21 protein-coding genes are annotated in these 24,292 nt (G+C 71.1%); 15 read left to right on the top strand and 6 right to left on the bottom strand.

What is annotated here, in order from left to right:
• The first annotated feature begins 64 nt into the window (after positions 1 to 64).
• From ftsW to divIVA, 9 genes are all read left to right on the top strand, one after another.
• On the top strand, positions 65 to 1,435 hold the full coding sequence (gene ftsW / locus ACIGO6_RS04650; RefSeq protein WP_399871170.1) for a putative lipid II flippase FtsW: 1,371 nt from the start codon (positions 65 to 67) through the stop codon (positions 1,433 to 1,435).
• A 6-nt stretch (positions 1,436 to 1,441) separates the two neighbouring features.
• Positions 1,442 to 2,536 carry an undecaprenyldiphospho-muramoylpentapeptide beta-N-acetylglucosaminyltransferase gene (gene murG, locus ACIGO6_RS04655; protein ID WP_399871172.1) on the top strand — a complete coding sequence of 365 codons (1,095 nt, stop codon included), beginning with the start codon at positions 1,442 to 1,444 and terminating at the stop codon, positions 2,534 to 2,536.
• Between the two features lie 25 nt (positions 2,537 to 2,561).
• On the top strand, positions 2,562 to 3,356 hold the full coding sequence (gene ftsQ / locus ACIGO6_RS04660; RefSeq protein ID WP_399871175.1) for a cell division protein FtsQ: 795 nt from the start codon (positions 2,562 to 2,564) through the stop codon (positions 3,354 to 3,356).
• Positions 3,357 to 3,643: 287 nt separating this feature from the next.
• Positions 3,644 to 4,849, top strand: coding sequence for a cell division protein FtsZ (gene ftsZ / locus ACIGO6_RS04665; protein WP_399871178.1), 1,206 nt, complete (start codon positions 3,644 to 3,646; stop codon positions 4,847 to 4,849).
• Positions 4,846 to 5,574, top strand: coding sequence for a peptidoglycan editing factor PgeF (gene pgeF, locus ACIGO6_RS04670; protein ID WP_399871180.1), 729 nt, complete (start codon positions 4,846 to 4,848; stop codon positions 5,572 to 5,574). The genes ftsZ and pgeF overlap by 4 nt, the downstream gene beginning before the upstream one ends.
• A gap of 6 nt (positions 5,575 to 5,580) precedes the next feature.
• A complete protein-coding gene (locus tag ACIGO6_RS04675) occupies positions 5,581 to 6,300 on the top strand; it encodes a YggS family pyridoxal phosphate-dependent enzyme (RefSeq protein WP_399871183.1) in 720 nt (239 codons plus the stop codon).
• A 129-nt stretch (positions 6,301 to 6,429) separates the two neighbouring features.
• Positions 6,430 to 7,071, top strand: coding sequence for a cell division protein SepF (locus ACIGO6_RS04680; RefSeq protein WP_399871186.1), 642 nt, complete (start codon positions 6,430 to 6,432; stop codon positions 7,069 to 7,071).
• Between the two features lie 80 nt (positions 7,072 to 7,151).
• The gene (locus ACIGO6_RS04685; RefSeq protein WP_007448661.1) at positions 7,152 to 7,436 is read left to right on the top strand and encodes a YggT family protein; all 285 of its coding nucleotides are present in this window, start codon (positions 7,152 to 7,154) and stop codon (positions 7,434 to 7,436) included.
• Between the two features lie 55 nt (positions 7,437 to 7,491).
• On the top strand, positions 7,492 to 8,676 hold the full coding sequence (gene divIVA / locus ACIGO6_RS04690) for an apical growth/hyphal branching protein DivIVA (RefSeq protein WP_399871190.1): 1,185 nt from the start codon (positions 7,492 to 7,494) through the stop codon (positions 8,674 to 8,676).
• 256 nt (positions 8,677 to 8,932) lie between these two features.
• On the opposite strand, the gene ileS is transcribed toward divIVA, so the two are convergent.
• Positions 8,933 to 12,088, bottom strand: coding sequence for an isoleucine--tRNA ligase (ileS, locus tag ACIGO6_RS04695; protein ID WP_399871193.1), 3,156 nt, complete (start codon positions 12,086 to 12,088; stop codon positions 8,933 to 8,935).
• Between the two features lie 591 nt (positions 12,089 to 12,679).
• Between ileS and ACIGO6_RS04700 the strand changes: the two genes are divergently transcribed.
• From ACIGO6_RS04700 to ACIGO6_RS04720, 5 genes are all read left to right on the top strand, one after another.
• Entirely contained in the window at positions 12,680 to 13,405 is a 726-nt protein-coding gene (locus tag ACIGO6_RS04700; RefSeq protein ID WP_399871196.1) for a TraR/DksA C4-type zinc finger protein, read from the top strand.
• A 67-nt stretch (positions 13,406 to 13,472) separates the two neighbouring features.
• Positions 13,473 to 14,066: a signal peptidase II gene (gene lspA, locus ACIGO6_RS04705; RefSeq protein ID WP_399871198.1), complete on the top strand. Its 594-nt coding sequence runs from the start codon at positions 13,473 to 13,475 to the stop codon at positions 14,064 to 14,066.
• Between the two features lie 59 nt (positions 14,067 to 14,125).
• Complete coding sequence (locus ACIGO6_RS04710; RefSeq protein WP_399871201.1) at positions 14,126 to 15,070, top strand: RluA family pseudouridine synthase; 945 nt, start codon at positions 14,126 to 14,128, stop codon at positions 15,068 to 15,070.
• A complete protein-coding gene (locus ACIGO6_RS04715) occupies positions 15,067 to 15,552 on the top strand; it encodes a GNAT family N-acetyltransferase (protein WP_399871203.1) in 486 nt (161 codons plus the stop codon). Before ACIGO6_RS04710 ends, ACIGO6_RS04715 begins: the two co-directional genes overlap by 4 nt.
• Before the next feature lie 266 nt (positions 15,553 to 15,818).
• Positions 15,819 to 17,405 (top strand): Na+/H+ antiporter, encoded by a 1,587-nt coding sequence (locus ACIGO6_RS04720; protein ID WP_399871207.1) that lies wholly within the window; start codon positions 15,819 to 15,821, stop codon positions 17,403 to 17,405.
• A 30-nt stretch (positions 17,406 to 17,435) separates the two neighbouring features.
• Here ACIGO6_RS04720 and ACIGO6_RS04725 read toward each other — a convergent pair whose 3' ends face one another.
• Positions 17,436 to 18,560, bottom strand: coding sequence for a mechanosensitive ion channel family protein (locus tag ACIGO6_RS04725; protein ID WP_399871210.1), 1,125 nt, complete (start codon positions 18,558 to 18,560; stop codon positions 17,436 to 17,438).
• Between the two features lie 106 nt (positions 18,561 to 18,666).
• Here ACIGO6_RS04725 and ACIGO6_RS04730 point away from each other — a divergent pair, with 106 nt between their 5' ends.
• Positions 18,667 to 19,254, top strand: a complete 588-nt coding sequence (locus ACIGO6_RS04730) for a dienelactone hydrolase family protein (RefSeq protein ID WP_399871213.1) — start codon at positions 18,667 to 18,669, stop codon at positions 19,252 to 19,254.
• On the opposite strand, the gene ACIGO6_RS04735 is transcribed toward ACIGO6_RS04730, so the two are convergent.
• The 4 genes from ACIGO6_RS04735 to ACIGO6_RS04750 all read right to left on the bottom strand — a co-directional run bounded on the left by ACIGO6_RS04735 (position 19,239) and on the right by ACIGO6_RS04750 (position 24,061).
• Entirely contained in the window at positions 19,239 to 20,924 is a 1,686-nt protein-coding gene (locus ACIGO6_RS04735) for an alkaline phosphatase D family protein (RefSeq protein ID WP_399871216.1), read from the bottom strand. The two genes, ACIGO6_RS04730 and ACIGO6_RS04735, sit on opposite strands and share 16 nt — an antisense overlap.
• Before the next feature lie 118 nt (positions 20,925 to 21,042).
• Positions 21,043 to 21,846: a DsbA family protein gene (locus ACIGO6_RS04740; protein ID WP_399871218.1), complete on the bottom strand. Its 804-nt coding sequence runs from the start codon at positions 21,844 to 21,846 to the stop codon at positions 21,043 to 21,045.
• A 97-nt stretch (positions 21,847 to 21,943) separates the two neighbouring features.
• Positions 21,944 to 22,651: a hypothetical protein gene (locus tag ACIGO6_RS04745; RefSeq protein ID WP_399871221.1), complete on the bottom strand. Its 708-nt coding sequence runs from the start codon at positions 22,649 to 22,651 to the stop codon at positions 21,944 to 21,946.
• A gap of 69 nt (positions 22,652 to 22,720) precedes the next feature.
• A complete protein-coding gene (locus tag ACIGO6_RS04750; protein WP_399871223.1) occupies positions 22,721 to 24,061 on the bottom strand; it encodes a DUF2252 domain-containing protein in 1,341 nt (446 codons plus the stop codon).
• Positions 24,062 to 24,292: the final 231 nt, after the last annotated feature.

The raw sequence follows: 24,292 nt of genomic DNA on the forward strand, positions 1-24,292 counted from the left end.
TGCGCCGGGTGACCTCTGGAGGGACGCGTGGGACGGTCCATGCCGACGTACAGCGGAGGCCGCGATGCCCGGTAGTCCCGGCAGCCGGACCGGACGTCCGCCCGCGCAGCGGGCCGTCAAGCGCCCCGCCGCGCCGAGCCCACCGCACGAGAACCCCGTGCTGCGCCTCTACCACCGCCTGCGCCGCGCCTGGGACCGGCCGCTGACCGCGTACTACCTGATTTCCGGCGGCAGCGCCCTGATCACCGTGCTCGGCCTGGTGATGGTCTACTCGGCCTCCCAGATCACCGCGCTCCAGCTGTCACTGCCCGGGTCGTACTTCTTCCGCAAGCAGGCCCTCGCGGCGCTGATCGGCGCCGGCCTCCTCGTGGCCGCCATGAAGATGCCGGTGAAGCTGCACCGGGCGCTGGCCTATCCGATCCTCGCCGGTGCCGTCGTCCTGATGATCCTGGTGCAGGTGCCGGGGATAGGAGTGGCGGTCAACGGCAACCAGAACTGGATCGCGCTGGGCGGCTCCTTCCAGATCCAGCCCAGCGAGTTCGGCAAGCTCGCCCTGGTGCTGTGGGGCGCGGACCTGCTGGCCCGCAAGCAGGACAAGAGGCTGCTGACGCAGTGGAAGCACATGCTGGTGCCGCTGGTGCCGGCGGCGTTCATGCTGCTCGGGCTGATCATGCTCGGCGGCGACATGGGGACGGCGATCATCCTGACGGCGATCCTGTTCGGCCTGCTGTGGCTGGCGGGCGCGCCCACACGGCTGTTCGCCGGGGTGCTCTCGATCGCGGTGCTGCTCGGCTTCATCCTCATCAAGACCAGCCCCAACCGCATGGCCCGCCTCAACTGCATCGGCGCCACCGACCCCGGCCCAGGCGACTCCTGCTGGCAGGCCGTGCACGGCATCTACGCCCTCGCCTCGGGCGGACTGTTCGGATCCGGGCTCGGTGCAAGTGTGGAGAAATGGGGCCAACTCCCCGAAGCGCACACCGACTTCATCTTCGCCGTCACCGGTGAGGAACTGGGCCTGGCGGGGACGCTGTCGGTGCTCGCCCTCTTCGCGGCTCTAGGCTATGCGGGTATCCGCGTGGCCGGACGCACGGAGGACCCCTTCGTGAGGTATGCCGCGGGAGGCGTGACCACCTGGATCACGGCCCAGGCCGTGATCAACATCGGCGCGGTCCTCGGGCTGCTGCCTATCGCCGGCGTCCCCCTCCCGCTGTTCTCCTACGGGGGTTCCGCCCTGTTGCCGACCATGTTCGCCATCGGACTGCTCATCGCGTTCGCCCGCGACGAGCCCGGTGCGCGGGCGGCGCTTGCGCTGCGGCAACCTCGCTTTGGTAGAAAGCGGGGAACCGGGGGCACCGGGTCCAAGCGGAACCCCCGGAGTTGGAACACGATGCGACGGCGTGCCTCGGCGGCGCGCTCGTCCGGAGAGCGGTGAATTTCGGTGCATGTCGTACTCGCCGGCGGAGGAACCGCGGGCCACATCGAGCCCGCGCTCGCCCTCGCGGACGCCCTGCGCAGGCAGGATCCGACCGTGGGGATCACGGCCCTGGGCACGGAACGCGGCCTCGAGACCCGCCTCGTACCCGAGCGCGGGTACGAACTGGCGCTGATCCCGGCCGTACCGCTGCCGCGCAAGCCCACCCCCGAGCTGATCACCGTCCCGGGCCGGCTGCGCGGCACCATCAAGGCCACCGAGCAGATCCTGGAACGCACCAAGGCGGACGCCGTGGTCGGCTTCGGCGGCTACGTCGCCCTGCCCGGCTACCTGGCGGCCAAGCGGCTCGGCGTGCCGATCGTCGTGCACGAGGCCAACGCCCGTCCCGGCCTGGCCAACAAGATCGGCTCGCGGTACGCCGCCCAGGTCGCCGTCTCCACCCCCGACAGCAAGCTGCGCAACTCCCGCTACATCGGCATCCCGCTGCGCCGCGCCATCGCCACCCTGGACCGGGCCGCGGCGCGTCCCGAGGCACGCGCGATGTTCGGGCTCGACCCCAACCTGCCGACGCTGCTGGTGACCGGTGGCTCGCAGGGCGCCCGCCGCCTCAACGAGGTGGTCCAGCAGGTCGCGCCCTGGCTCCAGCAGGCGGGCATCCAGATCCTGCACGCGGTCGGCCCCAAGAACGAACTGCCGCAGGTCCACCAGATGCCGGGAATGCCCCCTTACATCCCGGTAAGTTACCTGGACCGGATGGACCTCGCGTACGCCGCGGCCGACATGATGCTCTGCCGCGCGGGCGCGATGACCGTCGCCGAACTCTCCGCCGTCGGGCTCCCGGCCGCCTACGTCCCGCTGCCCATCGGCAACGGCGAACAGCGGCTCAACGCCCAGCCGGTGGTCAAGGCCGGCGGCGGGCTGCTGGTCGACGACGCGGACCTCACCCCCGAGTGGGTGCAGCACAACGTCCTGCCCGTGCTCGCCGACCCGCACCGGCTGTACGAGATGTCCCGCGCCGCCGCCGAGTTCGGCCGCCGGGACGCCGACGACCTGCTCGTCGGCATGGTGTACGAGGCGATCGCCGCCCGTGCGCACCGCTAGACAGGTCTGACGGAAGGCAGGGAGCGTGGCCGGACCGACCACCGCCGAGCGCGGTGCACGCCAGCAGGAATCGTCCGGCCCGCCCCGGACGCGGCGGTTCGGCCCGCCCCGACTTCGTACGATCATCATCCTTGTCGTCGCCCTGGTGCTCGTCGCGGGCGGCACCGTCTGGCTGCTCTACGGCTCGAACTGGACGCGCGTGGAACGCGTGTCGGTCTCCGGCACCCGGGTCCTGACGCCCGGGCAGGTGCGCGAGGCCGCCGACGTGCCCGTCGGGGACCCGCTGATCTCCGTCGACACCGGGGTGATCGAGGCGCGGTTGCGTCGGGAATTGCCCCGTATTGACGAGGTCGTGGTGGAACGTTCCTGGCCGCACGGAATCGGAGTGAAGGTGACGGAGCGCACTCCGGTTCTGTTGGTGCACAAAGGCCGAAAGTTCGTGGAAGTGGATGAGGAAGGCGTCCGTTTCGCCACGGTTTCCCAGGCCCCCAAAGGTGTGCCCGAACTGGAATTGGCACCCGCCGCCTCCGACTCGGCCACGGCGAGTCTGCGCCGCTTCGGCGAGGACCGCCTGGTGCGCGAGGCGGTGCGGGTGGCCGGCCGCCTCCCGGCCGCGGTCGCCCGCGACACGCGGGTCGTCAAGGTCCGTTCCTACGACGACATCTCGCTGGAGTTGAGCCGTGACCGGACCGTGGCGTGGGGGAGCGGCGAGGAGGGGGCGCGGAAGGCCCGCGCGCTCACCGCGCTGATGAAAGCGACGCCCGACGCAAGCCACTTCGACGTCAGTGTTCCCACCGCACCGGCGTCATCGGGGAGTTGACGGGTATACGTGCAGGCCAGCACCCTGGTTGGGCAGCGCTACGGCTGATCACATAGGGTGAAAAGAAAAACGGGAGGTTCGGCGTGTTCGTTGAACGCGCGCCACTTGTCGACTTAGTGTCCTGTTCAGAAGACTCCAAGGAACGGACACACTGGTAACCCTAAACTTCAGCGTTAGGGTTCGGGTCGGCGCTACGGACCGTCCCATTCGGCATCAGTCGGCGGGTCGCGGGGCAGCAGTGCTCCGGCGATTCGACGACACGTAACTCGAGGCGAGAGGCCTTCGACGTGGCAGCACCGCAGAACTACCTCGCAGTCATCAAAGTCATCGGTGTCGGCGGCGGTGGTGTCAATGCCATCAACCGGATGATCGAGGTCGGTCTCAAGGGCGTCGAGTTCATCGCCATCAACACCGACGCGCAAGCTCTGTTGATGAGCGACGCCGACGTCAAGCTGGACGTCGGCCGTGAACTCACCCGCGGACTCGGCGCCGGAGCCAACCCGGCCGTCGGCCGCAAGGCCGCCGAGGACCACCGCGAGGAGATCGAGGAGGTCCTCAAGGGGGCCGACATGGTCTTCGTGACGGCCGGTGAAGGCGGCGGCACCGGCACCGGCGGCGCGCCCGTCGTGGCCAACATCGCCCGCTCGCTGGGCGCCCTCACCATCGGCGTGGTCACCCGCCCGTTCACCTTCGAGGGGCGGCGCCGCGCCAACCAGGCCGAGGACGGCATCGCCGAGCTCCGCGAAGAGGTCGACACCCTCATCGTCATCCCCAACGACCGGCTGCTGTCCATCTCGGACCGCCAGGTCAGCGTGCTCGACGCGTTCAAGTCCGCCGACCAGGTGCTGCTCTCCGGTGTGCAGGGCATCACCGACCTGATCACCACGCCCGGCCTGATCAACCTGGACTTCGCCGACGTGAAGTCGGTCATGTCCGAGGCCGGTTCGGCCCTCATGGGCATCGGCTCGGCCCGCGGCGACGACCGCGCGGTGGCCGCGGCCGAGATGGCGATCTCCTCGCCGCTGCTGGAAGCCTCCATCGACGGCGCCCGGGGCGTACTGCTCTCCATCTCCGGCGGCTCCGACCTCGGCCTGTTCGAGATCAACGAGGCCGCCCAGCTGGTCAGCGAGGCCGCCCACCCCGAGGCCAACATCATCTTCGGCGCGGTCATCGACGACGCCCTCGGCGACGAGGTGCGGGTCACCGTGATCGCGGCCGGGTTCGACGGGGGCCAGCCGCCCGCCAAGCAGCGGGACAACGTCCTCGGCTCCACCCCGGCCAAGCGCGAGGAGACCGCGCCGGTACGGCAGCCCGAGAGCCGCCCGTCCTTCGGCTCGCTCGGCAGCGTCAAGCCGAAGGAGGACCCCGAGCCGGCCCCCGCGCCGGAGCCGGTGAGCGACCTGCCGCCGGTCTCCCCGCCGCCGGTCCCGCCGTCGCGGACCTACTCGGACAGCGCGGCCGAGGAACTGGACGTGCCGGACTTCCTGAAGTGATAGGACAGCGCGACACCGTGAACGGCGCGCACTTCGGCTTCACCGACCGGTGGGGCGGAGTGAGCGCCGTTCCGTACGAGGAGCTCAACCTCGGCGGCGCGGTCGGTGACGACCCCGGCGCCGTCACGGCCAACCGGGAGCTGGCGGCCAGGTCGCTGGGTGTCGACCCGGCCCGGGTGGTCTGGATGAACCAGGTCCACGGCGCCGACGTCGCCGTGGTCGACGGCCCCTGGGGCGACGCGCCGGTCCCGCGGGTCGACGCGGTCGTCACCGCCGAACGCGGTCTCGCCCTCGCCGTCCTGACCGCCGACTGCGTGCCCGTCCTGCTGGCCGACCCCGTCGCCGGTGTCGCCGCCGCGGCTCACGCGGGCCGGCCCGGCCTGGTCGCCGGGGTCGTTACCGCCGCCGTACGGGCCATGACCGAACTCGGCGCCGACCCCGCCCGGATCGTGGCCCGCACCGGGCCCGCGGTGTGCGGCCGGTGCTACGAGGTGCCGGAGGAGATGCGCGCCGACGTGGCCGCCGTCGAGCCGGCGGCGTACGCCGAGACGAGCTGGGGCACTCCGGCGGTCGACGTGAGCGCCGGAGTGCACGCGCAGCTCGAACGCCTCGGGGTGTGCGACCGGGCGCAGTCGCCGGTGTGCACCCGGGAGTCGAAGGACCACTTCTCGTACCGACGCGACCGCACCACCGGGCGGCTCGCGGGATATGTCTGGCTGGACTGATGGGGCATGACGGACCGTAAGCACGAACTCGCCGGAAACCTGGCGAAAGTGGAGGAGCGCATCGCCGCCGCGTGCGCGGCTGCGGGTCGCCCGCGCGAGGAGGTGACCCTCATCGTGGTCACCAAGACCTATCCGGCGGACGATGTGCGCATTCTCTCGGAACTCGGCGTGCGCCATGTCGCCGAGAACCGCGACCAGGACGCGGCGCCCAAGGCCGCCGCATGCTCGGATCTGCCGCTTTCGTGGCATTTCGTCGGTCAATTGCAGACCAACAAGGTGCGCTCGGTGGTCGGTTACGCGGATGTCGTGCAGTCCGTGGACCGTCCCAAGCTCGTCACGGCTCTGTCGAAGGAGGCCGTGCGGTCCGGGCGCGAGGTGGGTTGCCTCCTCCAGGTCGCGCTCGACGCGGGGGAGAGTGCGCGGGGCGAGCGCGGCGGCGTGTCGCCCGCGGGAATCGAAGAGTTGGCCGACCTCGTCGCCGGGTCCCCGGGGCTGCGGCTCGACGGACTGATGACCGTCGCCCCGCTCACCGGCGAGTACGCGGGTCGCCAACAGGCCGCCTTCGAGCGCCTCATGGATTTGTCGACCCACGTGCGCCGAGCCCATCCGGCTGCGAACATGGTCTCCGCAGGGATGAGTGCGGACCTCGAACAGGCCGTGGCCGCCGGAGCGACACATGTACGCGTCGGCACTGCGGTACTCGGAGTCCGCCCCAGGCTCGGGTAACGTCGCCAAGAAGTCGGACCACAGCAGAAAATATGGTCATTACCGCTGAAAGGCGGACGTAACGACCTTGTGGATCGCGGGCACTTGGCAGTCGTCAGCCGATCCACCACAGAGCGGAGGACTCAGAGCATGGCCGGCGCGATGCGCAAGATGGCGGTCTACCTCGGCCTCGTGGAGGACGATGGGTACGACGGCCGGGGGTTCGACCCCGACGACGACTTCGAACCCGAACTGGACCCGGAGCCCGAGCGGGACCACCGGCGGCACGAACCGGTCCACCAGTCACACGGTTCACATCAGTCCCAAAGGGACGAAGAGGTACGTATCGTCCAACCGCCCGCGCAGCGTGAGCCGGTGCCCCGTTCCGCTTCGCTCGCGGCGGAATCGAGCCGCCCGGCACGCATCGCGCCCGTGGCGTCCATCACACAAGAACGCGCAAGCCTGGAAAAGAGCGCACCGGTCATCATGCCCAAGGTCGTGTCCGAACGAGAGCCCTACCGGATCACCACACTTCACCCCCGGACCTACAACGAGGCCCGTACCATCGGGGAACACTTCCGTGAGGGAACGCCGGTGATCATGAATCTCACTGAGATGGATGACACAGATGCGAAGCGACTTGTCGACTTTGCGGCCGGTTTGGTGTTTGGTCTTCACGGCAGTATCGAGCGGGTGACGCAGAAGGTGTTCCTGCTGTCTCCTGCTAACGTCGATGTCACGGCGGAGGACAAGGCCCGCATCGCAGAGGGCGGGTTCTTCAACCAGAGCTGAGACGCACCACCGGCAGTGAGCAAGACACGGACCCGACAACGGGTCCGAGAGATGGATCAGGGGAGAGGGAAGCAAGGGTCATGAGCGTGGTCCTGGATGTCGTCTACATCGCGCTGATGTGCTTCCTCATCGTGCTCATCTTCCGGTTGGTCATGGACTACGTCTTCCAGTTCGCCCGCTCGTGGCAACCCGGCAAGGCGATGGTGGTCGTTCTGGAGGCCACCTACACTGTCACCGATCCACCGTTGAAGCTTCTGCGGCGGTTCATCCCGCCGCTGCGTCTCGGGGGCGTGGCGCTCGACCTGTCCTTCTTCGTACTGATGATCATCGTCTACATCCTGATCTCGATCGTGAGCCGGCTGTGAGCGATGAGAGAGATACGGGCTTGCCGAATGCCGACGACAACGTTGAGGTGAAGAGATGCCGTTGACCCCCGAGGACGTGCGGAACAAGCAGTTCACGACCGTCCGCCTCCGAGAAGGCTATGACGAGGACGAGGTCGATGCCTTCCTCGACGAGGTCGAAGCCGAACTGACCCGACTGCTCCGCGAGAACGAGGACCTGCGCGCCAAGCTGGCCGCGGCGACGCGCGCGGCTGCGCAGAACCAGCAGAACATGCGCAAGCCCCCGGAACCGCCCCAGGATCAGCAGCAGCATCAGCAGCAGGGCCCACCGCAGCAGGGCGGCATGCCCCAGCAGGGCATGCGAGGTCCCGGCGCTCCGGTGCCCGCCGGCATATCGGGCCCGCCGCAGCAGCAGATGGGTGGCCCCATGGGTGGCCCGCCCCAGCTGCCGAGCGGCGCCCCGCAGCTGCCCGCCGGTCCCGGCGGACAGGGCGGCCCGCAGGGTCCCGGCCCGATGGGTCAGGGTCCGGGGCCGATGGGCCAGGGCCCGGGTCCGATGCAGGGCCAGATGGGTCCCGGTCCGATGGGCGGCCCCATGGGCGGCCCGCAGGGTCACGGCGGTCCCGGTGGCCCCGGTGGCATGCCCGGTCAGGGCGGCCCCGGCGGCGACAGTGCCGCCCGTGTCCTCTCGCTGGCTCAGCAGACCGCCGACCAGGCGATCGCCGAGGCGCGTTCCGAGGCCAACAAGATCGTCGGCGAGGCTCGTTCGCGTGCCGAGGGTCTGGAGCGGGACGCCCGTGCCAAGGCGGACGCCCTGGAGCGGGACGCGCAGGAGAAGCACCGCGTCGCGATGGGCTCCCTGGAGTCCGCCCGCGCCACGCTGGAGCGCAAGGTCGAGGACCTGCGCGGCTTCGAGCGCGAGTACCGGACGCGACTGAAGTCGTACCTGGAGTCGCAGCTGCGCCAGCTGGAGACCCAGGCGGACGACTCGCTCGCCCCGCCGCGTACGCCCGCGACGGCCTCGCTGCCGCCGTCCCCGGCGCCCTCGATGGCACCGGCCGGCGCGAGTGCGCCGTCGTACGGCGGCAACCAGTCGATGGGCAGCGGGCCGGGCCAGTCCGGTCCGTCCTACGGCGGCCAGCAGCAGATGTCGCCCGCGATGACCCAGCCGATGGCGCCGGTGCGTCCGCAGGGGCCGTCGCCGATGGGGCAGGCGCCTTCGCCGATGCGGGGGTTCCTGATCGACGAGGACGACAACTGACGGGTGACGAACGGTAGTACGGCGTAGCCGTCGGCAGCGTTCAGGGCGGGCCCCGGGTTTCTGACCCGGGGCCCGCCCTTTTGTTGTGCGCGCACAGCTGCGGGCAGACGTGCCGCTGGGGCGGCACGGGTGGGCGGAGCGGCACCCGGCCAGCGCGGGCGAGCGACACCCACCCTTGGCACGCACCGACGGACAGCAATGGGCCCGGCGCCCCTCGCAAGAGGGAGGCCGGGCCCAACCAGGTGACGCTAGGCGGTTACTGCTTGCGCAGGCGGAACGTCAGGGACAGGCCCTCGTCCGTGAACGGCTCACCGTAGGTGTCGTCCGCCTCGCCCTGTGTGAAGTCCGTCGCGAGGACCTCGTCGGCGATCAGACCCGCGTGGTCGGTCAGGGCGGCGATGGTCGCCGGGTCCGTGGCCGTCCAGCGGAGCGCGATGCGGTCGGCGACGTCGAGGCCGCTGTTCTTGCGGGCCTCCTGGATCAGGCGGATCGCGTCGCGGGCGAGGCCCGCCCGGCGCAGTTCGTCCGTGATCTCCAGGTCCAGCGCCACCGTCGCGCCCGCGTCGGAGGCGACCGACCAGCCCTCACGCGGCGTCTCCGTGATGATCACCTCGTCGGGGGCGAGGGTGATCGTCTCGCCGTCGACCTCCACCGACGCCGTGCCCTCGCGCAGCGCGAGGGAGAGCGCCGCGGCGTCCGCGCCCGCGACCGCCTTCGCGACGTCCTGGACCCGCTTGCCGAACCGCTTGCCCAGCGCCCGGAAGTTGGCCTTCGCGGTCGTGTCGACCAGGGAGCCGCCGACCTCGCTCAGCGACGCGAGGGACTCGACGTTCAGCTCCTCCGTGATCTGCGCGTGCAGCTCGGGAGAGAGCGCGTCGAAGCCCGCCACCGCGATCAGCGCGCGGCTGAGGGGCTGGCGGGTCTTGACGCCCGACTCCGCGCGCGTGGCGCGGCCCAGCTCGACCAGGCGGCGGACCAGGACCATCTGCTTCGACAGCTCCGGGTCGATCGCCGTCAGGTCGGCCTGGGGCCACGAGGACAGGTGCACCGACTCCGGGGCGCCCGGGGTGACGGGCACGACCAGGTCCTGCCAGACCCGCTCGGTGATGAACGGGGTCAGCGGGGCCATCAGCTTGGTCACCGTCTCGACGACCTCGTGCAGGGTGCGCAGCGCCGCCTTGTCGCCCTGCCAGAAGCGGCGGCGGGAGCGGCGGACGTACCAGTTCGACAGGTCGTCGACGAAGGCGGACAGCAGCTTGCCGGCGCGCTGGGTGTCGTAGGCGTCCAGCGCCTGGGTGACCTGGTCGGTCAGCGCGTGCAGCTCGGACAGCAGCCAGCGGTCCAGGACCGGGCGGTCGGCCGGCGCCGGGTCGGCCTCGCTCGGCGCCCAGCCCGAGGTGCGGGCGTACAGGGCCTGGAAGGCGACCGTGTTCCAGTAGGTGAGGAGCGTCTTGCGGACGACCTCCTGGATGGTGCCGTGACCGACGCGGCGGGCCGCCCACGGGGAGCCGCCGGCCGCCATGAACCAGCGGACCGCGTCGGCGCCGTGCCGGTCCATCAACGGGATCGGGTCCAGGGTGTTGCCCAGGTGCTTGGACATCTTGCGGCCGTCCTCGGCGAGGATGTGGCCGAGGCAGACGACGTTCTCGTACGAGGACTTGTCGAAGACCAGGGTGCCGACCGCCATCAGCGTGTAGAACCAGCCGCGGGTCTGGTCGATGGCCTCGCAGATGAACTGCGCCGGGTAGCGGGACTCGAAGAGTTCCTTGTTCTTGTGCGGGTAGCCCCACTGCGCGAACGGCATCGAGCCCGAGTCGTACCAGGCGTCGATGACCTCCGGCACGCGCACCGCTTCGCGGGAGCAGCTTTCGTGGGTGCAGGTGAAGGTGACGTCGTCGATGTACGGGCGGTGCGGGTCGAGGCCCGACTGGTCCGTGCCGGACAGCTCGGTGAGCTCCGCGCGGGAGCCGACGACCGTGAGGTGGTCGTCCTCGCAGCGCCAGATCGGCAGCGGGGTGCCCCAGTAGCGGTTGCGGGAGAGCGCCCAGTCGATGTTGTTGTTCAGCCAGTCGCCGTACCGGCCGTGCTTGACGGAGTCCGGGAACCAGTTGGTCCCCTCGTTCTCCTGGAGCAGGCGGTCCTTGACGGCCGTGGTGCGGATGTACCAGGACGGCTGGGCGTAGTACAGCAGCGCGGTGTGGCAGCGCCAGCAGTGGGGGTAGCTGTGCTCGTACGGGATGTGCCGGAAGAGCAGTCCCCGGGTGTCCAGGTCCTCCGTCAGCTTCTCGTCGGCCTTCTTGAAGAAGACGCCGCCGACCAGCGGGACGTCCTCCTCGAAGGTGCCGTCCGGGCGGACCGGGTTGACGACGGGCAGGCCGTAGGAGCGGCAGACCTTGAGGTCGTCCTCACCGAAGGCGGGGGACTGGTGGACCAGACCGGTGCCGTCCTCGGTGGTGACGTAGTCGGCGTTCACCACGAAGTGCGCGGGCTCCGGGAACTCCACGAGCTCGAAGGGGCGCTGGTACGTCCAGCGCTCCATCTCGGCGCCGGTGAAGGACTGGCCGGTGGTCTCCCAGCCCTCGCCGAGGGCCTTGGCGACGAGCGGCTCGGCGACGACGAGCTTCTCCGTGCCTTCCGGGCCCTTCGTCGCGACGACGTAGGTCACCTCGGGGTGCGCGGCGACCGCGGTGTTGGAGACCAGCGTCCAGGGCGTGGTCGTCCAGATCAGCAGCGCGGCCTCGCCGGCCAGTGGGCCGGAGGTCAGCGGGAAGCGGACGTAGACGGACGGGTCGACGACCGTCTCGTAGCCCTGCGCCAGCTCGTGGTCGGACAGGCCGGTGCCGCAGCGGGGGCACCAGGGGGCGACGCGGTGGTCCTGGACCAGCAGGCCCTTGTTGAAGATCTCCTTCAGCGACCACCAGACGGACTCGATGTACTCCGGGTCCATCGTGCGGTACGGGTCCTGGAGGTCGGCCCAGTAGCCCATGCGCGTCGTGAGCGCTTCGAAGGCGTCGGTGTGGCGGGTCACCGACTCGCGGCACTTCGCGTTGAACTCGGCGATGCCGTACGCCTCGATGTCCTGCTTGCCGGAGAAGCCGAGCTCCTTCTCCACCGCCAGCTCCACCGGCAGGCCGTGGCAGTCCCAGCCGGCCTTGCGGCCCACGTGGTACCCGCGCATGGTGCGGAAGCGGGGGAAGACGTCCTTGAAGACGCGGGCCTCGATGTGGTGGGCGCCCGGCATGCCGTTGGCGGTGGGCGGGCCCTCGTAGAAGACCCACTCGGGGCGGCCCTCGGACTGCTCCAGGGTCTTGGCGAAGATCTTCTGCTCACGCCAGAAGTCGAGCACCGCGTGTTCGAGCGCGGGCAGGTCGACCTGGGCGGGCACCTGGCGGTACTGCGGCTGCGTATTCAACGAGCTTCCTCCGGCGGACGTGCTGCCTTCCGTCGGAGGGACGAGAGCTGCGCTCCCGCGGTACCACCCTCCTTGGCCCCCCGGTGCGTCGTGTGCTCCGGTGAGCCCCCTCATTGGGGTCGCGAGCCGGTTCTACTCGCCGTGACTGACGCGTCACGGCTTTCTTCCGGCGGCTCCGGGGTGATCTTCACGTCGCGCTCGCCCCCGGGCTCACACCGTCCCCGGGTCGCTCTGGGCTGCGTACGCCGCTACTCGTCCCCATCCACGCTTTCCGCTCCGCCCAGTGTACGGCGCCGCACGGACAGCGGCCGACCGGTTTTGGCTGCGGGCGGGACGTACACCGCGGACGTCGACCGTACGGCCCGGCTGACCCGATTGCCGCCGTCGGCGGTCCGGCTGCCCGGTCGCCCGGCCGGCGCCGCCCCGGCGGATTACCCGGCGGGGAGCTGGGCACAACGCATGCATGCTCGGCGCGCGGCGCGCGGTGGGCGGCGAATCGGGCGGCGTGCCCCGTTGCCGCGGGACTCGAGTCGATTTATCGTCCCAGCACGATTCGCGAGCAAGATCACAATATGTGAAGGGGCCGCGGCCATGGTGGCGAAGAAGACCGCCGTACAGCAGTCGGAGGCGGCTGCGAAGAAGACCCCGGCCGTCGAGGCCCCGACCGTCCAGGCGGCGCCCGCCGCGAAGAAGAGCGCTGCGCGGCAGGGCCCGGCGAAGAAGACCCCAGCCAAGGAGACCCCAGCCAAGAAGAGCACGGCGAAGAAGAGCACGGCGAAGAAGAGCACGGCCAAGAACGCGGGCGCGGCCGAGGCCGCGGAGCAGACGGGAGCCACGACGGTGGTTGCGAAGAAGACTCCTGGCACGGCCACGGCGGCCACGTCCGCCGTTCCCAAGGCGCGCGGTACCGCCGCCGACCCCGGCGACCTCGCGGTACGCCCCGGCGAGGACCCCTGGACCCCGCAGGAGGTGGAGGAGGCGCGCGGGGAGCTGCAGTCCGAGGCCGACCGGCTGCGCACCGAGATCGACTCCTCCGAGCGCTCGCTGCAGGGCATGATGCGGGACTCCGGGGACGGCGCGGGCGACGACGAGGCGGACACCGGCAGCAAGAACATCACGCGCGAGCACGAACTGGCGCTGGCCGCCACCGCGCGCGAGGTGCTGAGCCAGACCGAGCGCGCCCTGGAACGCCTGGACGCGGGCACCTACGGCCTGTGCGAGAACTGCGGCAATCCCATCGGCAAGGCGCGCATGCAGGCCTTCCCGAGGGCCACGCTGTGCGTCGAGTGCAAGCAGAAGCAGGAGCGGCGGTACTGATCGGCCGCCGGGGCGGAGGCGTGCCGTACCCTCGTCCTCAGTCAGGTACCTAGGCTGAGGGACTCACGTGGCAGAGGCGGAGCGCATCATCGGTACGCCGGACACCCCGGACGCGGCGGGGGACGGGCAGGAGCTGCCCGACGCCGAGCAGGAGCAGGCCCCGGAGCGCCCCCGGGGCAGGCGGCGTATCGCGGTGCTGTTCGCGGTGGCCCTGTTCGCGTACCTTCTCGACCTGGTCAGCAAGATGATCGTGGTCGCCAAGCTGGAGCACCACGAGCCGATCGAGATCATCGGGGACTGGCTGAGGTTCGCGGCGATCCGCAACGCGGGCGCGGCCTTCGGCTTCGGCGAGGCCTTCACCGTGATCTTCACGGTGATCGCGGCGGCCGTGATCGTGGTGATCGCCCGGCTCGCGCGCAAGCTCTACAGCCTGCCGTGGGCGATCGCGCTGGGTCTGCTGCTCGGCGGTGCCCTCGGCAATCTCACCGACCGGATCTTCCGCTCGCCCGGCGTCTTCGAGGGCGCGGTCGTGGACTTCATCGCGCCCAAGCACTTCGCCGTCTTCAACCTGGCCGACTCGGCGATCGTCTGCGGCGGCATCCTGATCGTGATCCTCTCCTTCCGGGGCCTGGACCCGGACGGGACCGTCCACAAGGACTGAGCGCGGCTGGGACTGAGCGCGCGTTCGGGAGTGTCCGAGCCGTCCGGCATACTCGACGGGTGAGCACGATTCCCGAGATCCGTACCCTGCCCGTGCCCGACGGCCTGGAGGGCGAGCGCGTCGACGCCGCCATCTCCCGCATGTTCGGCTTCTCCCGTACCAAGGCCGCGGAGCTCGCCGCGGCGGGCAAGGTGCAGGTCGACGGATCGGTGGTCGGCAAGTCCGAGCGCGTCCAGGGCGGCGCCTGGCTCGAGGTCGAGATGCCGCAGGCGCCCGCGCCGGTGCAGGTGGTCGCCGAGCCCGTCGAGGGCATGGAGATCGTCCACGACGACGACGACGTGGTCGTGATCGTCAAGCCGGTCGGCGTCGCCGCGCACCCGTCCCCGGGCTGGAGCGGCCCGACCGTCATCGGCGGACTGGCCGCCGCCGGGTACCGCATCTCCACCTCCGGCGCCGCCGAGCGCCAGGGCATCGTGCACCGCCTCGACGTGGGCACCTCCGGCCTGATGGTGGTCGCCAAGTCGGAGCGCGCGTACACCTCGCTCAAGCGCCAGTTCAAGGAGCGCACGGTCGACAAGCGCTACCACACGCTCGTGCAGGGCCACCCCGACCCGACCAGCGGCACCATCGACGCCCCCATCGGCCGCCACCCCCAGCACGACTACAAGTGGGCCGTCACCGCCGAGGGCAAGCCCTCCGTCACGCACTACGACCTCATCGAGGCCTTCCGCGCCGCCTCCCTGCTCGACGTGAAGCTGGAGACCGGCCGCACCCACCAGATCCGCGTCCACATGGCCGCCCACCGCCACCCCTGCGTCGGCGACCTGACGTACGGCGCCGACCCCACGCTCGCCAAGCGCCTGCGCGTCACGCGCCAGTGGCTGCACGCCGTGCGACTCGGCTTCGAGCACCCCGGCGACGGACAGTGGGTGGAGTACGCCAGCGACTACCCCGAGGACCTCCAGCAGGCCCTGGACCAGGTCCGCGAGGAAACCTACGGATGAGCGCCCCGGCCCAGGCGCCGACGTACGAGGTGCGCGTCGCCGACGCCCCCGCCGACCGTGAGGCGTGCTTCGCGGTGCGCCGGGACGTCTTCGTCGGCGAGCAGAAGGTCCCCGAGGCCCTCGAGTACGACACGTACGACGCCGATGCCGTGCACGTCCTCGCACTCCGGGCGGACGGCGTGGCGCTGGGCACCGCCCGCCTGCTGCACGGCGAGGCCGCCGCGGCGAAGAACGGCGACGGCGACCCGGCCGTCGGCTCCCTCGGCCGGCTCGCCGTGACCCGGGACGCCCGCGGACTGGGCGTCGGGGCCGCGCTGGTGCGGGCCGTGGAGGCGGTGGCACGCGCGCGCGGGCTCACGGCGGTGGATCTGCACGCACAGACCCACGCCCTGGGTTTCTACGCGCGACTGGGGTACGAGGCGTATGGACCGGAGTTCCCCGACGCCGGGATCCCGCACCGCGCGATGCGGCGCGCCCTGTAGGCCCTGTCGTCAAATTCCCGCCTGCCCGGCGGCGTCTGGCACGCACGCTCGCCGCGTTGCCGAACCGCCCACGTGGCTCCGCCACGAGTGCGCTCCGGCGCCTTGCGATCGCACGCACCAGACGCCGCCGGGCCCGCCCTCCGGGCGGACGACGGGAATTTGACGACAGGACCTGGCGGGAGGCGCCGAACCGGCTGGTGGGACCGGTGACGTGGCAGGCTTGAGGTCCGCCGTGTGCACGCCGAGACCCGACCGGAGCGGTGACCGTGGATCAGTTGGCCCTGTTGTTCATGCTGTTGCTCGGGGCCCTGCTGAGCGTCCCGATCGGGGACCGGCTCGGGCTGCCGGCGCCGGTGCTGATGACGGTCCTCGGGATCGTGCTCGCCCTGCTCGAGTTCGTGCCCAACGTAGACATCCCGCCCGAGCTCATCCTGCCCGCACTGCTGCCGCCGCTGCTCTACGCGGCCGTACGGCGCACGTCCTGGCGGCAGTTCGCCGCCAACAAACGGCCGATCTTCCTGCTCGCCGTCGCGCTGGTCTTCGTCACCATGGCGTGCGTGGCCACGGTGGCCCACGCCATCGTGCCGGGGCTGCCGATCGCCGCCGCCTTCGCGCTCGGCGCGCTGGTGGCGCCGCCCGACCCGGTCGCGGCGACCGCCGTCGCCGGGCAACTGGGGCTGCCGCGTCGCCTGGTGTCCATCCTGGAGGGCGAGGGGCTGTTCAACGACGTCACCGCCATCGTGCTGTACCACGTGGCCATCGCCGCCGCCGTCGGCGGCACCTTCTCGCCCTGGCGGGCCGGGCTCGACCTGGTGCTGTCCGCGGTCGTCGCCGTCGCCGTGGGCCTCGCGCTCGGCTGGGGTGCCTACAAGCTGCTGGATCTGCTGGGGGACGCCACCCTGCAGATCGGCCTGACGCTGCTGGTGCCGTACGTGTCGTACGTCCTGGCCGAGGAGCTGCACGGCTCCGGGGTGCTCGCCGTGCTCACCACCGCGATGTTCCTCGCCGAGTACGCGGTCGGCGCCGACGACGTGATGACCCGGCTCGCCGGGCACACCGTCTGGGACGTCGTCGACACGCTCGTCACCGGCGTCGCCTTCGGGCTGATCGGCCTGGAGCTGCACAACGCGATCAACACCGCCTCCGGGCGGTGGGGCCAACTGCTCGGGTGGGCCGCGGCGATCGCCGGGGTGGTGATCCTCGTACGGCTGGTGTGGCTGCTGCCGGCCACCTGGCTGACCCAGCGCCTGCACGCCCGGCGGGACCACGACGAGGACATCCCCACGAGCTGGCGGGAGACCGTCGTCATGTGGTGGGCCGGGATGCGCGGGGTGGCCTCGGTCGCACTGGCCCTCGCCATTCCGCTGGAGACGGAGAACGGCTCGCCCTTCCCCAACCGGGAGGAGATCATCTTCATCGCCTTCGGGGTGATCATGGTCACCCTGCTGCTGCAGGGGCTGACCCTGCCGTGGCTCGTGGGCCGGCTGGGGGTGCGGGCGGACACCGAGCGGGAGAAGGACTACGAGAAGGCGCTGGCCGTGCGGGCGGCCAAGGCGGCGAAGCAGCGGCTGAAGGAGATCGAGGCGGTCGAGGAGCTGCCGGAGGAGCTGTCGGAGCAGATGCTGCGCCGCGCCTTCGACATCGGGATGCGCATCAGCCCCGACATCGGCGACGAGGAGCGGCGCGAGGCGCAGGAGCAGCGGGCCCGGCGGCTGAAGCGGGTCCGCCGGATCCAGGGCGAGATGCTGAGCGCCGCCCGGCACGAGGTGCTCGCGGCGCGCAGCGAACCCGGGGCCGACCCGGAGATCGTGGACCGCGTCCTGCGTCACCTGGACGTACGCAGTCTGCGCTGAGGCCGGCCGGTCTGCCGGGCCCCCGCCGCCTCACAGGCTCTTCGTCGGCTGCTCCGGGAAGCGACGGGTCCCCTCGGCGGGGGAGCGGCGGGGCTGGTGGCGGCCGTCGCGGGACGGGCGCAGGGCCGCGTCCGCCGTGTTGACGCGGGGCAGGGCGTACGGGTGCTCGTCGGCCAGCCAGCGGATCATCCCCTCGCGGACCGTGACGCGTACCGTCCAGATGTCGTCCGCGTCCTTGGCCGTCACCAGGGCCCGCACCTGCATGGTGTTCGGAGTGCTGTCCGTGACGGTCAGGTTGTAGTCGCGGCCGTCCCAGGCCGGGCACGCGCGCAGGATGTCGCGCAGCCGCTCGCGCATCAGGTCCAGCGGTGCCGTGTGGTCGAGGTGCCAGTAGACGATCCCGGTCATCTGCGGGGTGCCGCGCGACCAGTTCTCGAACGGCTTGGAGGTGAAGTACGACACCGGCATGGTGATCCGGCGCTCGTCCCAGGTGCGCACGGTCAGGAAGGTCAGCGTGATCTCCTCGACGGTGCCCCACTCGCCGTCCACCACGACCGTGTCGCCCATGCGCACCATGTCGCCGAAGGCGATCTGGAAGCCGGCGAACATGTTGCTGAGCGTGGACTGGGCGGCCACACCGGCGACGATGCCGAGGATGCCGGCCGAGGCCAGCAGCGAGGCACCCGCCGCGCGCATCGCCGGGAACGTCAGCAGCATCGCCGCCACGGCGACCACACCGACGACCGCCGTGACCACCCGCATGATCAGCGACACCTGGGTCCGCACCCGCCGCACCCGGGCGGGGTTGCGCTGGGCATGGGCGTGGGCGTAGCGGGAGTACGACGTCTCGACGACCGCGGCGGCGATCCGGGTCACCAGCCAGGCCACCGAACCGATCAGCAGCAGCGTCAGCACCCGGCCGACCGCCGACCGGTGCTCCGGGAACACCTGCGCCTCGACGTACGACCCTCTCAGCAGCGCCGCGCACAGCATGACCTGGTACGGGATGCGGGCGCGGCGCAGCAGGCCCCACAGGGGCGTCTCGGGGTGCCGTGCGTCGGCCTTGCGCAGCAACAGGTCGGTGGCCCATCCGATGACCAGGGTCAGCAGGACGGAGGCGCCGATCACGATCACGGGGCGGAGTATCGTCTCCATGCCCTCGAACGTAACCGCCCCCGTCGCGCCGTGAACCTGTGACTTATCTCCTGCCCCCGCCATCGCCGCGCGGCGCGGTGTCACACCCGGCTGGCACCATGGCCTCATGAACATCGTGCTCTTTCACTCGACCCTCGGCCCGAGGCCCGCGGTGCGGCAGGCCGCCGACCGGCTGCGCGACGCCGGGCACCAGGTGTGGACCCCGGATCTCTTCGAGGGCCGGACCTTCGACGCGGTCGAGGAGGGCATGGCCCACCACGAGGGCATCGGCAGGGAGGAGCTGCTGAAGCGGGCGGTGCTGGCCGCCGCGCCCTATTCCGAACGGGGACTGGTGTACGCCGGCTTCTCGCTCGGCGCCTCCATCGCCCAGACCCTCGCCCTCGGCGACCACCGGGCGCGCGGACTGCTCCTCCTGCACGGCACCTCGGACATCGCGCCCAACGCCTCGGTCGACGACCTGCCGGTCCAGCTGCACGTCGCCGAGCCGGACCCCTTCGAGACGGACGACTGGCTCAGCGCCTGGTACCTCCAGATGGGCCGGATCGGCGCCGACGTCGAGGTGCACCGTTACCCCGGGGCGGGACATCTCTACACCGACCCCGACCTGCCGGACTACGACGAGGAGGCCGCCGAGGCCACCTGGCGGGTGGCGCTCGGCTTCCTGGAGTCCCTGGAGGATCAGACCGGGGCGTAGACCCGCTCCACCCGCTGTGTGCCGCTGCGCGTGCGGTACGAACGGGCCCACTTCGACGTGGCGTCCGGGTCGGTGCGGTCGGAGACGACGTAGTAGTCCATCTGCGCCCGCTCCGCCGTGACGTCCAGCACGCCGTAGCCGTGCCGGTCGGTGTCGACCCAGTGGACGTGCCGGTTGGCGGCCCGGATGACCGGCGCCGCGACCGCGGAGACCGTGCCCTCGGGGACCTTCACGATGTCGTCGAGGTTGTCGGAGGTCACCGAGGTGACGACGAACTCCGTGGCGGCCGAGGCGGACAGCGGGTACGTGGCCGCGTTGTGCGGCACGTCGTTGGCCCACGCCATGTGGATGTCGCCGGTCAGGAAGACCGTGTTGCGGACGGCGTTCGCGCGCAGGTGGCCCAGCAGTTCGCGGCGGTCGTCGGTGTAGCCGTCCCACTGGTCGGTGTTGAGGGCGAGCCCTTCCTTGGGCAGGCCCAGCAGCTCGGCCAGCGGCTTCAGCAGCTCGGCGGGGATCGAGCCGATGGCGAACGGCGAGATCATCACCGAGTTGCCCACCAGCCGCCACGTGGTGTCGGAGGAGGCGAGCTGGGCCTTGAGCCAGTCGAGCTGGGCGCGGCCGGTGAGGGTGCGGTCCGGGTCGTCGACCTCGCCGTTGCCGAGCGCCACCTGCTGCGAGCGGAAGGAGCGCAGGTCCAGCAGCGAGAGGTCGGCCAGCCTGCCGAAGCGCAGCTTGCGGTAGGTGGTCCCGGCGATCGCGGGGCGGACCGGCATCCACTCGAAGTAGGCCTGCTTGGCGGCGGCCTGACGTGCCGACCAGGCGCCCTCGGCGCCCTCGGTGTGGTTCTCGGCGCCGCCCGACCAGGTGTCGTTGGCGATCTCGTGGTCGTCCCAGATCGCCACGACCGGCGCGGTGGCGTGCAGCGCCTGGAGGTCGGGGTCGGTCTTGTAACGGCCGTGCCGGACGCGGTAGTCGGCGAGCGTGAGGATCTCGTGGGCGGGCGCGTGCGGGCGGACGACGGTGCCACGGGTGCCGTACTCGCCGGTGCCGTACTCGTAGATGTAGTCGCCCAGGTGCAGCCAGGCGTCCAGATCGCCGCGGGCCGCGAGGTGCCGGTACGAGGAGAAGTGGCCCGCCTCCCAGTTGGCGCAGGAGACCACGCCGAAGCGCAGGCCCGGCACGGAGGCGTCGGCCGCGGGGGCGGTGCGGGTGCGGGCGGCGGGGGAGTCGGTGGGGCCCGCGGAGAAGCGGAACCAGTAGTCCGTGGCCGGTGCGAGACCGCGGACGTCGGCCTTGACGGTGTGGTCGGAGGCGGCCGTCGCGGTGACGGACCCCTTGGCGACGATGTCGGTGAACGCCTTGTCCGTGGCGACGACCCAGCTCACCTCGGTGTCCGGACCGACACCCGAGCCGGGTATCGCGGCAGGTGTCGGGGTCACCCGCGTCCACAGCAGGACACCGTCGGGCAGCGGATCGCCGGAGGCGACGCCGTGGAGGAAGGCGGGGCCCGCGTCGATGGCACCGGCCGGCAGGGCGGCGGCGAGCGGGGCGGCCAGAACGGCGCCGGCCGCCGCGGCCCTGACGACCGTACGGCGGCTCGGAGCACGGGTGTCCGCGCGCTCGGCGGACGACGGTACGGGGTTCTCGGATGATCTGTGTCGACTGGTCACGGCCGATCAGGTTACTGATCGGTATGGCCGCGAGCGGGCGAACTGGCAAAAGTTCGCCCGCTCGTTCACATGTGTACCGCTGGTGCGTCCTGCTTGTTGTGCGTACTACTTGTTGGGCCTACTGCTTGGTGACGCCCGCGTCCTTGAGCGCCTGCTGCCACTCGGCGTCCGTGCCCGGGGTCTCGATCACCTTGTCGTTGATCTTGACGGTCGGGGTCGACTGGACGTCCTCGGCCTTCTGGAAGGCGTCGCTCATCTTCATCGCCCAGGCGTCGTAGGTGCCCTTCTCCACGGCGTCCTGGAACTTCTTGTTGTTCTTGAGGGCGTCGACCGAGTTGGCGACCTTGATCAGGTAGTCGTCCTTGGCGAACTCGTCGGTCGACTCCGACGGGTGGTACTCGGAGGAGTACAGCGCCGTCTTGTAGTCGATGAACGCCTCGGGGGAGACGTTCAGCGCGGCGCCGAGGGCACTGAGGGCGTTCCTGGAGCCCTCGCCGCCGAGGTTGCCGTCGAGGAAGGTGCCGATGGTGAAGGAGAGCTTGTAGGTGCCGTCCTCCATGCCCTTGTTGACCGTCTCGCCGATGGTCTGCTCGAAGTTGGCGCAGCCCGGGCAGCGCGGGTCCTCGTAGAGGTGGACGACGTTGTCGCTCTTGGACTCGCCGAGGGTGACCGTGGTGCCGTTCTTGCCGGAGGTGTTGGCCGGGGCCACCACCTTGGCGTCGGCGGCCTTCTCCCACTTCGAGGGCTGGTTGCTCTGGACGACGGCGTAGCTGATGCCGCCGGCTATCGCCAGCACGCCGACGATCGAGCAGGCCACGATGACCTGCCGCTTGACCTTGTCGCGCTTGGCCTGACGCTCACGCTCCAGGCGCAGCCGCTCACGGGCCGCCGACTTCGCCGCCTGACTGTTCCGCTTGCTCATGGTGATGCTCTCTCCGGGGACGCGCACACGGTCGGTGTGCGGATTACGTACGGGGGACTGCCGGTGCTCGGTCGTGTGCCGCGCGAGGGCGCGCGGGTCACACGAGGGCGACCGGGCAGGGCGGTCCGCGCCGTCCCAGGGAGTGCGTGAGGATCGCCTCGCGGGCGCCGGTGGTGCGGTGGGCCAGCGCCGCCGGGCGGCGCACCGCCGGGGCCCGGCGGGCGCTCACGGCGGCGACGGCCAGCAGCAGCGGCCGGAAGGTGGTCGCGGCCACCGCGCTCAGCAGCTGGGCCAGCGCGCGCTCGCCGCGGCGCAGCCAGGCCGCCGCCAGCAGCCCGACCCCGAGGTGCGCGCCGAGCAGCAGCCAGGCGGTCCGGGGGTCGGCGTCGGCGAGCGCGGTCGCCAGCCGGTCGGTCTCGGCGCCGGTCACCCGGCTGAGCGGGGCGGTGACCCCGGCGTGCACGCCGGTCCCGTCGCCGCACAGCACGTCGAAGCCGACCGACCGCAGCGGGCCCGCGACCGGGCCGCCCGTCCTGCCGTAGCAGACGTGCTGGCCGGTGGTGAAGACCGTGTCGGCGGCCAGCTCGAGCGGGATCAGCAGGGCGGCGATCCGCCCGAAGCCGCGCTCGCGCCGCCCGGCGAGGGCGTAGGCGATCAGGAACACGGCGGCTGCCACCGCGCCGACCGTGGCCAGCGGCAGCGGAACCCCGGACAGCAGCACGTGCGACGCGGTGCTGAGCGTCACGACGAGTGCCGTGAACAGCGCCGCGCGTACGGCTCTGAGCGGGGTTCCGGATATGTCCATAGCAGTAGAAGAGTGTGTCACGGGGTCCGGTAAGGGACTCCTAAAGGGTTCCTGTGAGAATCCCGACGGTCACAGGCCAGGGATCCGGCCGTTGCGGAAGAGGTCGACGAAGGTCTGGTGGTCGGCACGCGCGCGTGCGCCGTACCGGTGGGCGAAGTCGACCAGCAGGGGCGCGAAGCCCTCCTCGTCGGCCGCGATCGCCGCGTCGATGGCGCGCTCCGTGGAGAACGGCACCAGCGACTCCCCGGACTGGTCGTCCGCCGCCGCGTGCATCGTCGCCGTGGCCCGGCCCAGGTCTGCGACGACCTCGGCGATCTCCTCGGGGTCGTCGATGTCGCCCCAGTCGAGGTCGACGGCGTACGGCGACACCTCCGCGACCAGCTGGCCAGAGCCGTCCAGCTCGGTCCAGCCCAGCCACGGGTCGGCGTGCGCCTGGAGGGCGCGCTGGGAGATCACCGTGCGGTGGCCCTCGTGCTGGAAGTAGTCGCTGATCGCCTGGTCGGTGATGTGCCGGGAGACCGCCGGGGTCTGGGCCTGCTTGATGTAGATCACGACATCGTTCTCCAGGGCGTCGCTGTTGCCCTCCAGCAGGATGTTGTACGAGGGCAGGCCGGCCGACCCGATGCCGATGCCGCGGCGTCCGACGACGTCCTTCACGCGGTAGGAGTCCGGGCGGGTCAGGGACGACTCCGGGAGCGTCTCCAGGTAGCCGTCGAAGGCCGCCAGCACCTTGTAGCGCGTGGCCGCGTCCAGCTCGACGGCGCCACCGCCGGAGGCGAAGCGGCGCTCGAAGTCGCGGATCTCCGTCATCGAGTCCAGCAGCCCGAAGCGGGTCAGGGAGCGGGCGACCCGCAGGGCGCCCAGCAGCGGGCCCTCCGCGGTGTCCAGCGTGAACGGCGGCACCTCGTCGCTCTTGGCGCCGGTGGCCAGGGCGTGGATCCGCTCGCGGTACGCCTCCGCGTACACCCGCACCAGCTCGGTGATCTGCTCGTCGCTGAGCGCCTTCGCGTACCCGATCAGCGCGACGGAGGCGGCGAAGCGCTTGAGGTCCCAGGTGAAGGGCCCGACGTAGGCCTCGTCGAAGTCGTTCACGTTGAAGATCAGCCGGCCGGTGGAGTCCATGTACGTGCCGAAGTTCTCCGCGTGCAGATCGCCGTGGATCCACACCCGGGAGGTCCGGTCGTCCAGGTACGGGCCGCCGGTCTGGGAACCGAACTCGGGGTCCGCGGTCAAATCGTGGTAAAAGAGGCATGCGGTGCCGCGGTAGAACGCGAAGGCCGAGGCCGCCATCTTCCGGAACTTCACGCGGAACGCCGCCGGATCCGCGGCCAGCAGCTGGCCGAAGGCGGTGTCGAAGACGGCGAGGATCTCCTCGCCGCGGTGCTCCTCGCTGAGCTGCGGTGCCGACATGCCTGGTGCCTCCTGGTGCGGGTGGTGCCTGACGGGTGGAGCGGATCTCCACTCGGATCAACGTTCGAGGGGATGCGGGAGTGCCCGCGCCCCGGGGGCCCGCCCGACACGCGGGCCCGCCCCCGAAGGTACGCGCGGGCGGCCCACCCGTCACCCGACCACCGCCCCTCATGGAGGCGCTTCGCGCCGCGGAGTCCGTTCGGAGTGTCAGTGGCGAGGCATAGACTTCGA

It is taken from the genome of Streptomyces sp. NPDC053750, from assembly GCF_044544295.1.
GTDB lineage: Bacteria > Actinomycetota > Actinomycetes > Streptomycetales > Streptomycetaceae > Streptomyces.

Excerpts from the sequence above, each read along its gene's own strand:
- ACIGO6_RS04730 (WP_399871213.1), top strand. The coding sequence starts at position 18,667 with ATGAACATCGTGCTCTTTCACTCGACCCTCGGCCCGAGGCCCGCGGTG.
- ACIGO6_RS04725 (WP_399871210.1), bottom strand. The coding sequence starts at position 18,560 with ATGGAGACGATACTCCGCCCCGTGATCGTGATCGGCGCCTCCGTCCTG.
- ACIGO6_RS04745 (WP_399871221.1), bottom strand. The coding sequence starts at position 22,651 with ATGGACATATCCGGAACCCCGCTCAGAGCCGTACGCGCGGCGCTGTTC.
- divIVA (WP_399871190.1), top strand. The coding sequence starts at position 7,492 with ATGCCGTTGACCCCCGAGGACGTGCGGAACAAGCAGTTCACGACCGTC.
- ACIGO6_RS04685 (WP_007448661.1), top strand. The coding sequence starts at position 7,152 with ATGAGCGTGGTCCTGGATGTCGTCTACATCGCGCTGATGTGCTTCCTC.
- ftsW (WP_399871170.1), top strand. The coding sequence starts at position 65 with ATGCCCGGTAGTCCCGGCAGCCGGACCGGACGTCCGCCCGCGCAGCGG.
- ACIGO6_RS04715 (WP_399871203.1), top strand. The coding sequence starts at position 15,067 with ATGAGCGCCCCGGCCCAGGCGCCGACGTACGAGGTGCGCGTCGCCGAC.
- ACIGO6_RS04680 (WP_399871186.1), top strand. The coding sequence starts at position 6,430 with ATGGCCGGCGCGATGCGCAAGATGGCGGTCTACCTCGGCCTCGTGGAG.
- ACIGO6_RS04740 (WP_399871218.1), bottom strand. The coding sequence starts at position 21,846 with ATGAGCAAGCGGAACAGTCAGGCGGCGAAGTCGGCGGCCCGTGAGCGG.
- ACIGO6_RS04750 (WP_399871223.1), bottom strand. The coding sequence starts at position 24,061 with ATGTCGGCACCGCAGCTCAGCGAGGAGCACCGCGGCGAGGAGATCCTC.
- ACIGO6_RS04700 (WP_399871196.1), top strand. The coding sequence starts at position 12,680 with ATGGTGGCGAAGAAGACCGCCGTACAGCAGTCGGAGGCGGCTGCGAAG.
- ACIGO6_RS04675 (WP_399871183.1), top strand. The coding sequence starts at position 5,581 with ATGACGGACCGTAAGCACGAACTCGCCGGAAACCTGGCGAAAGTGGAG.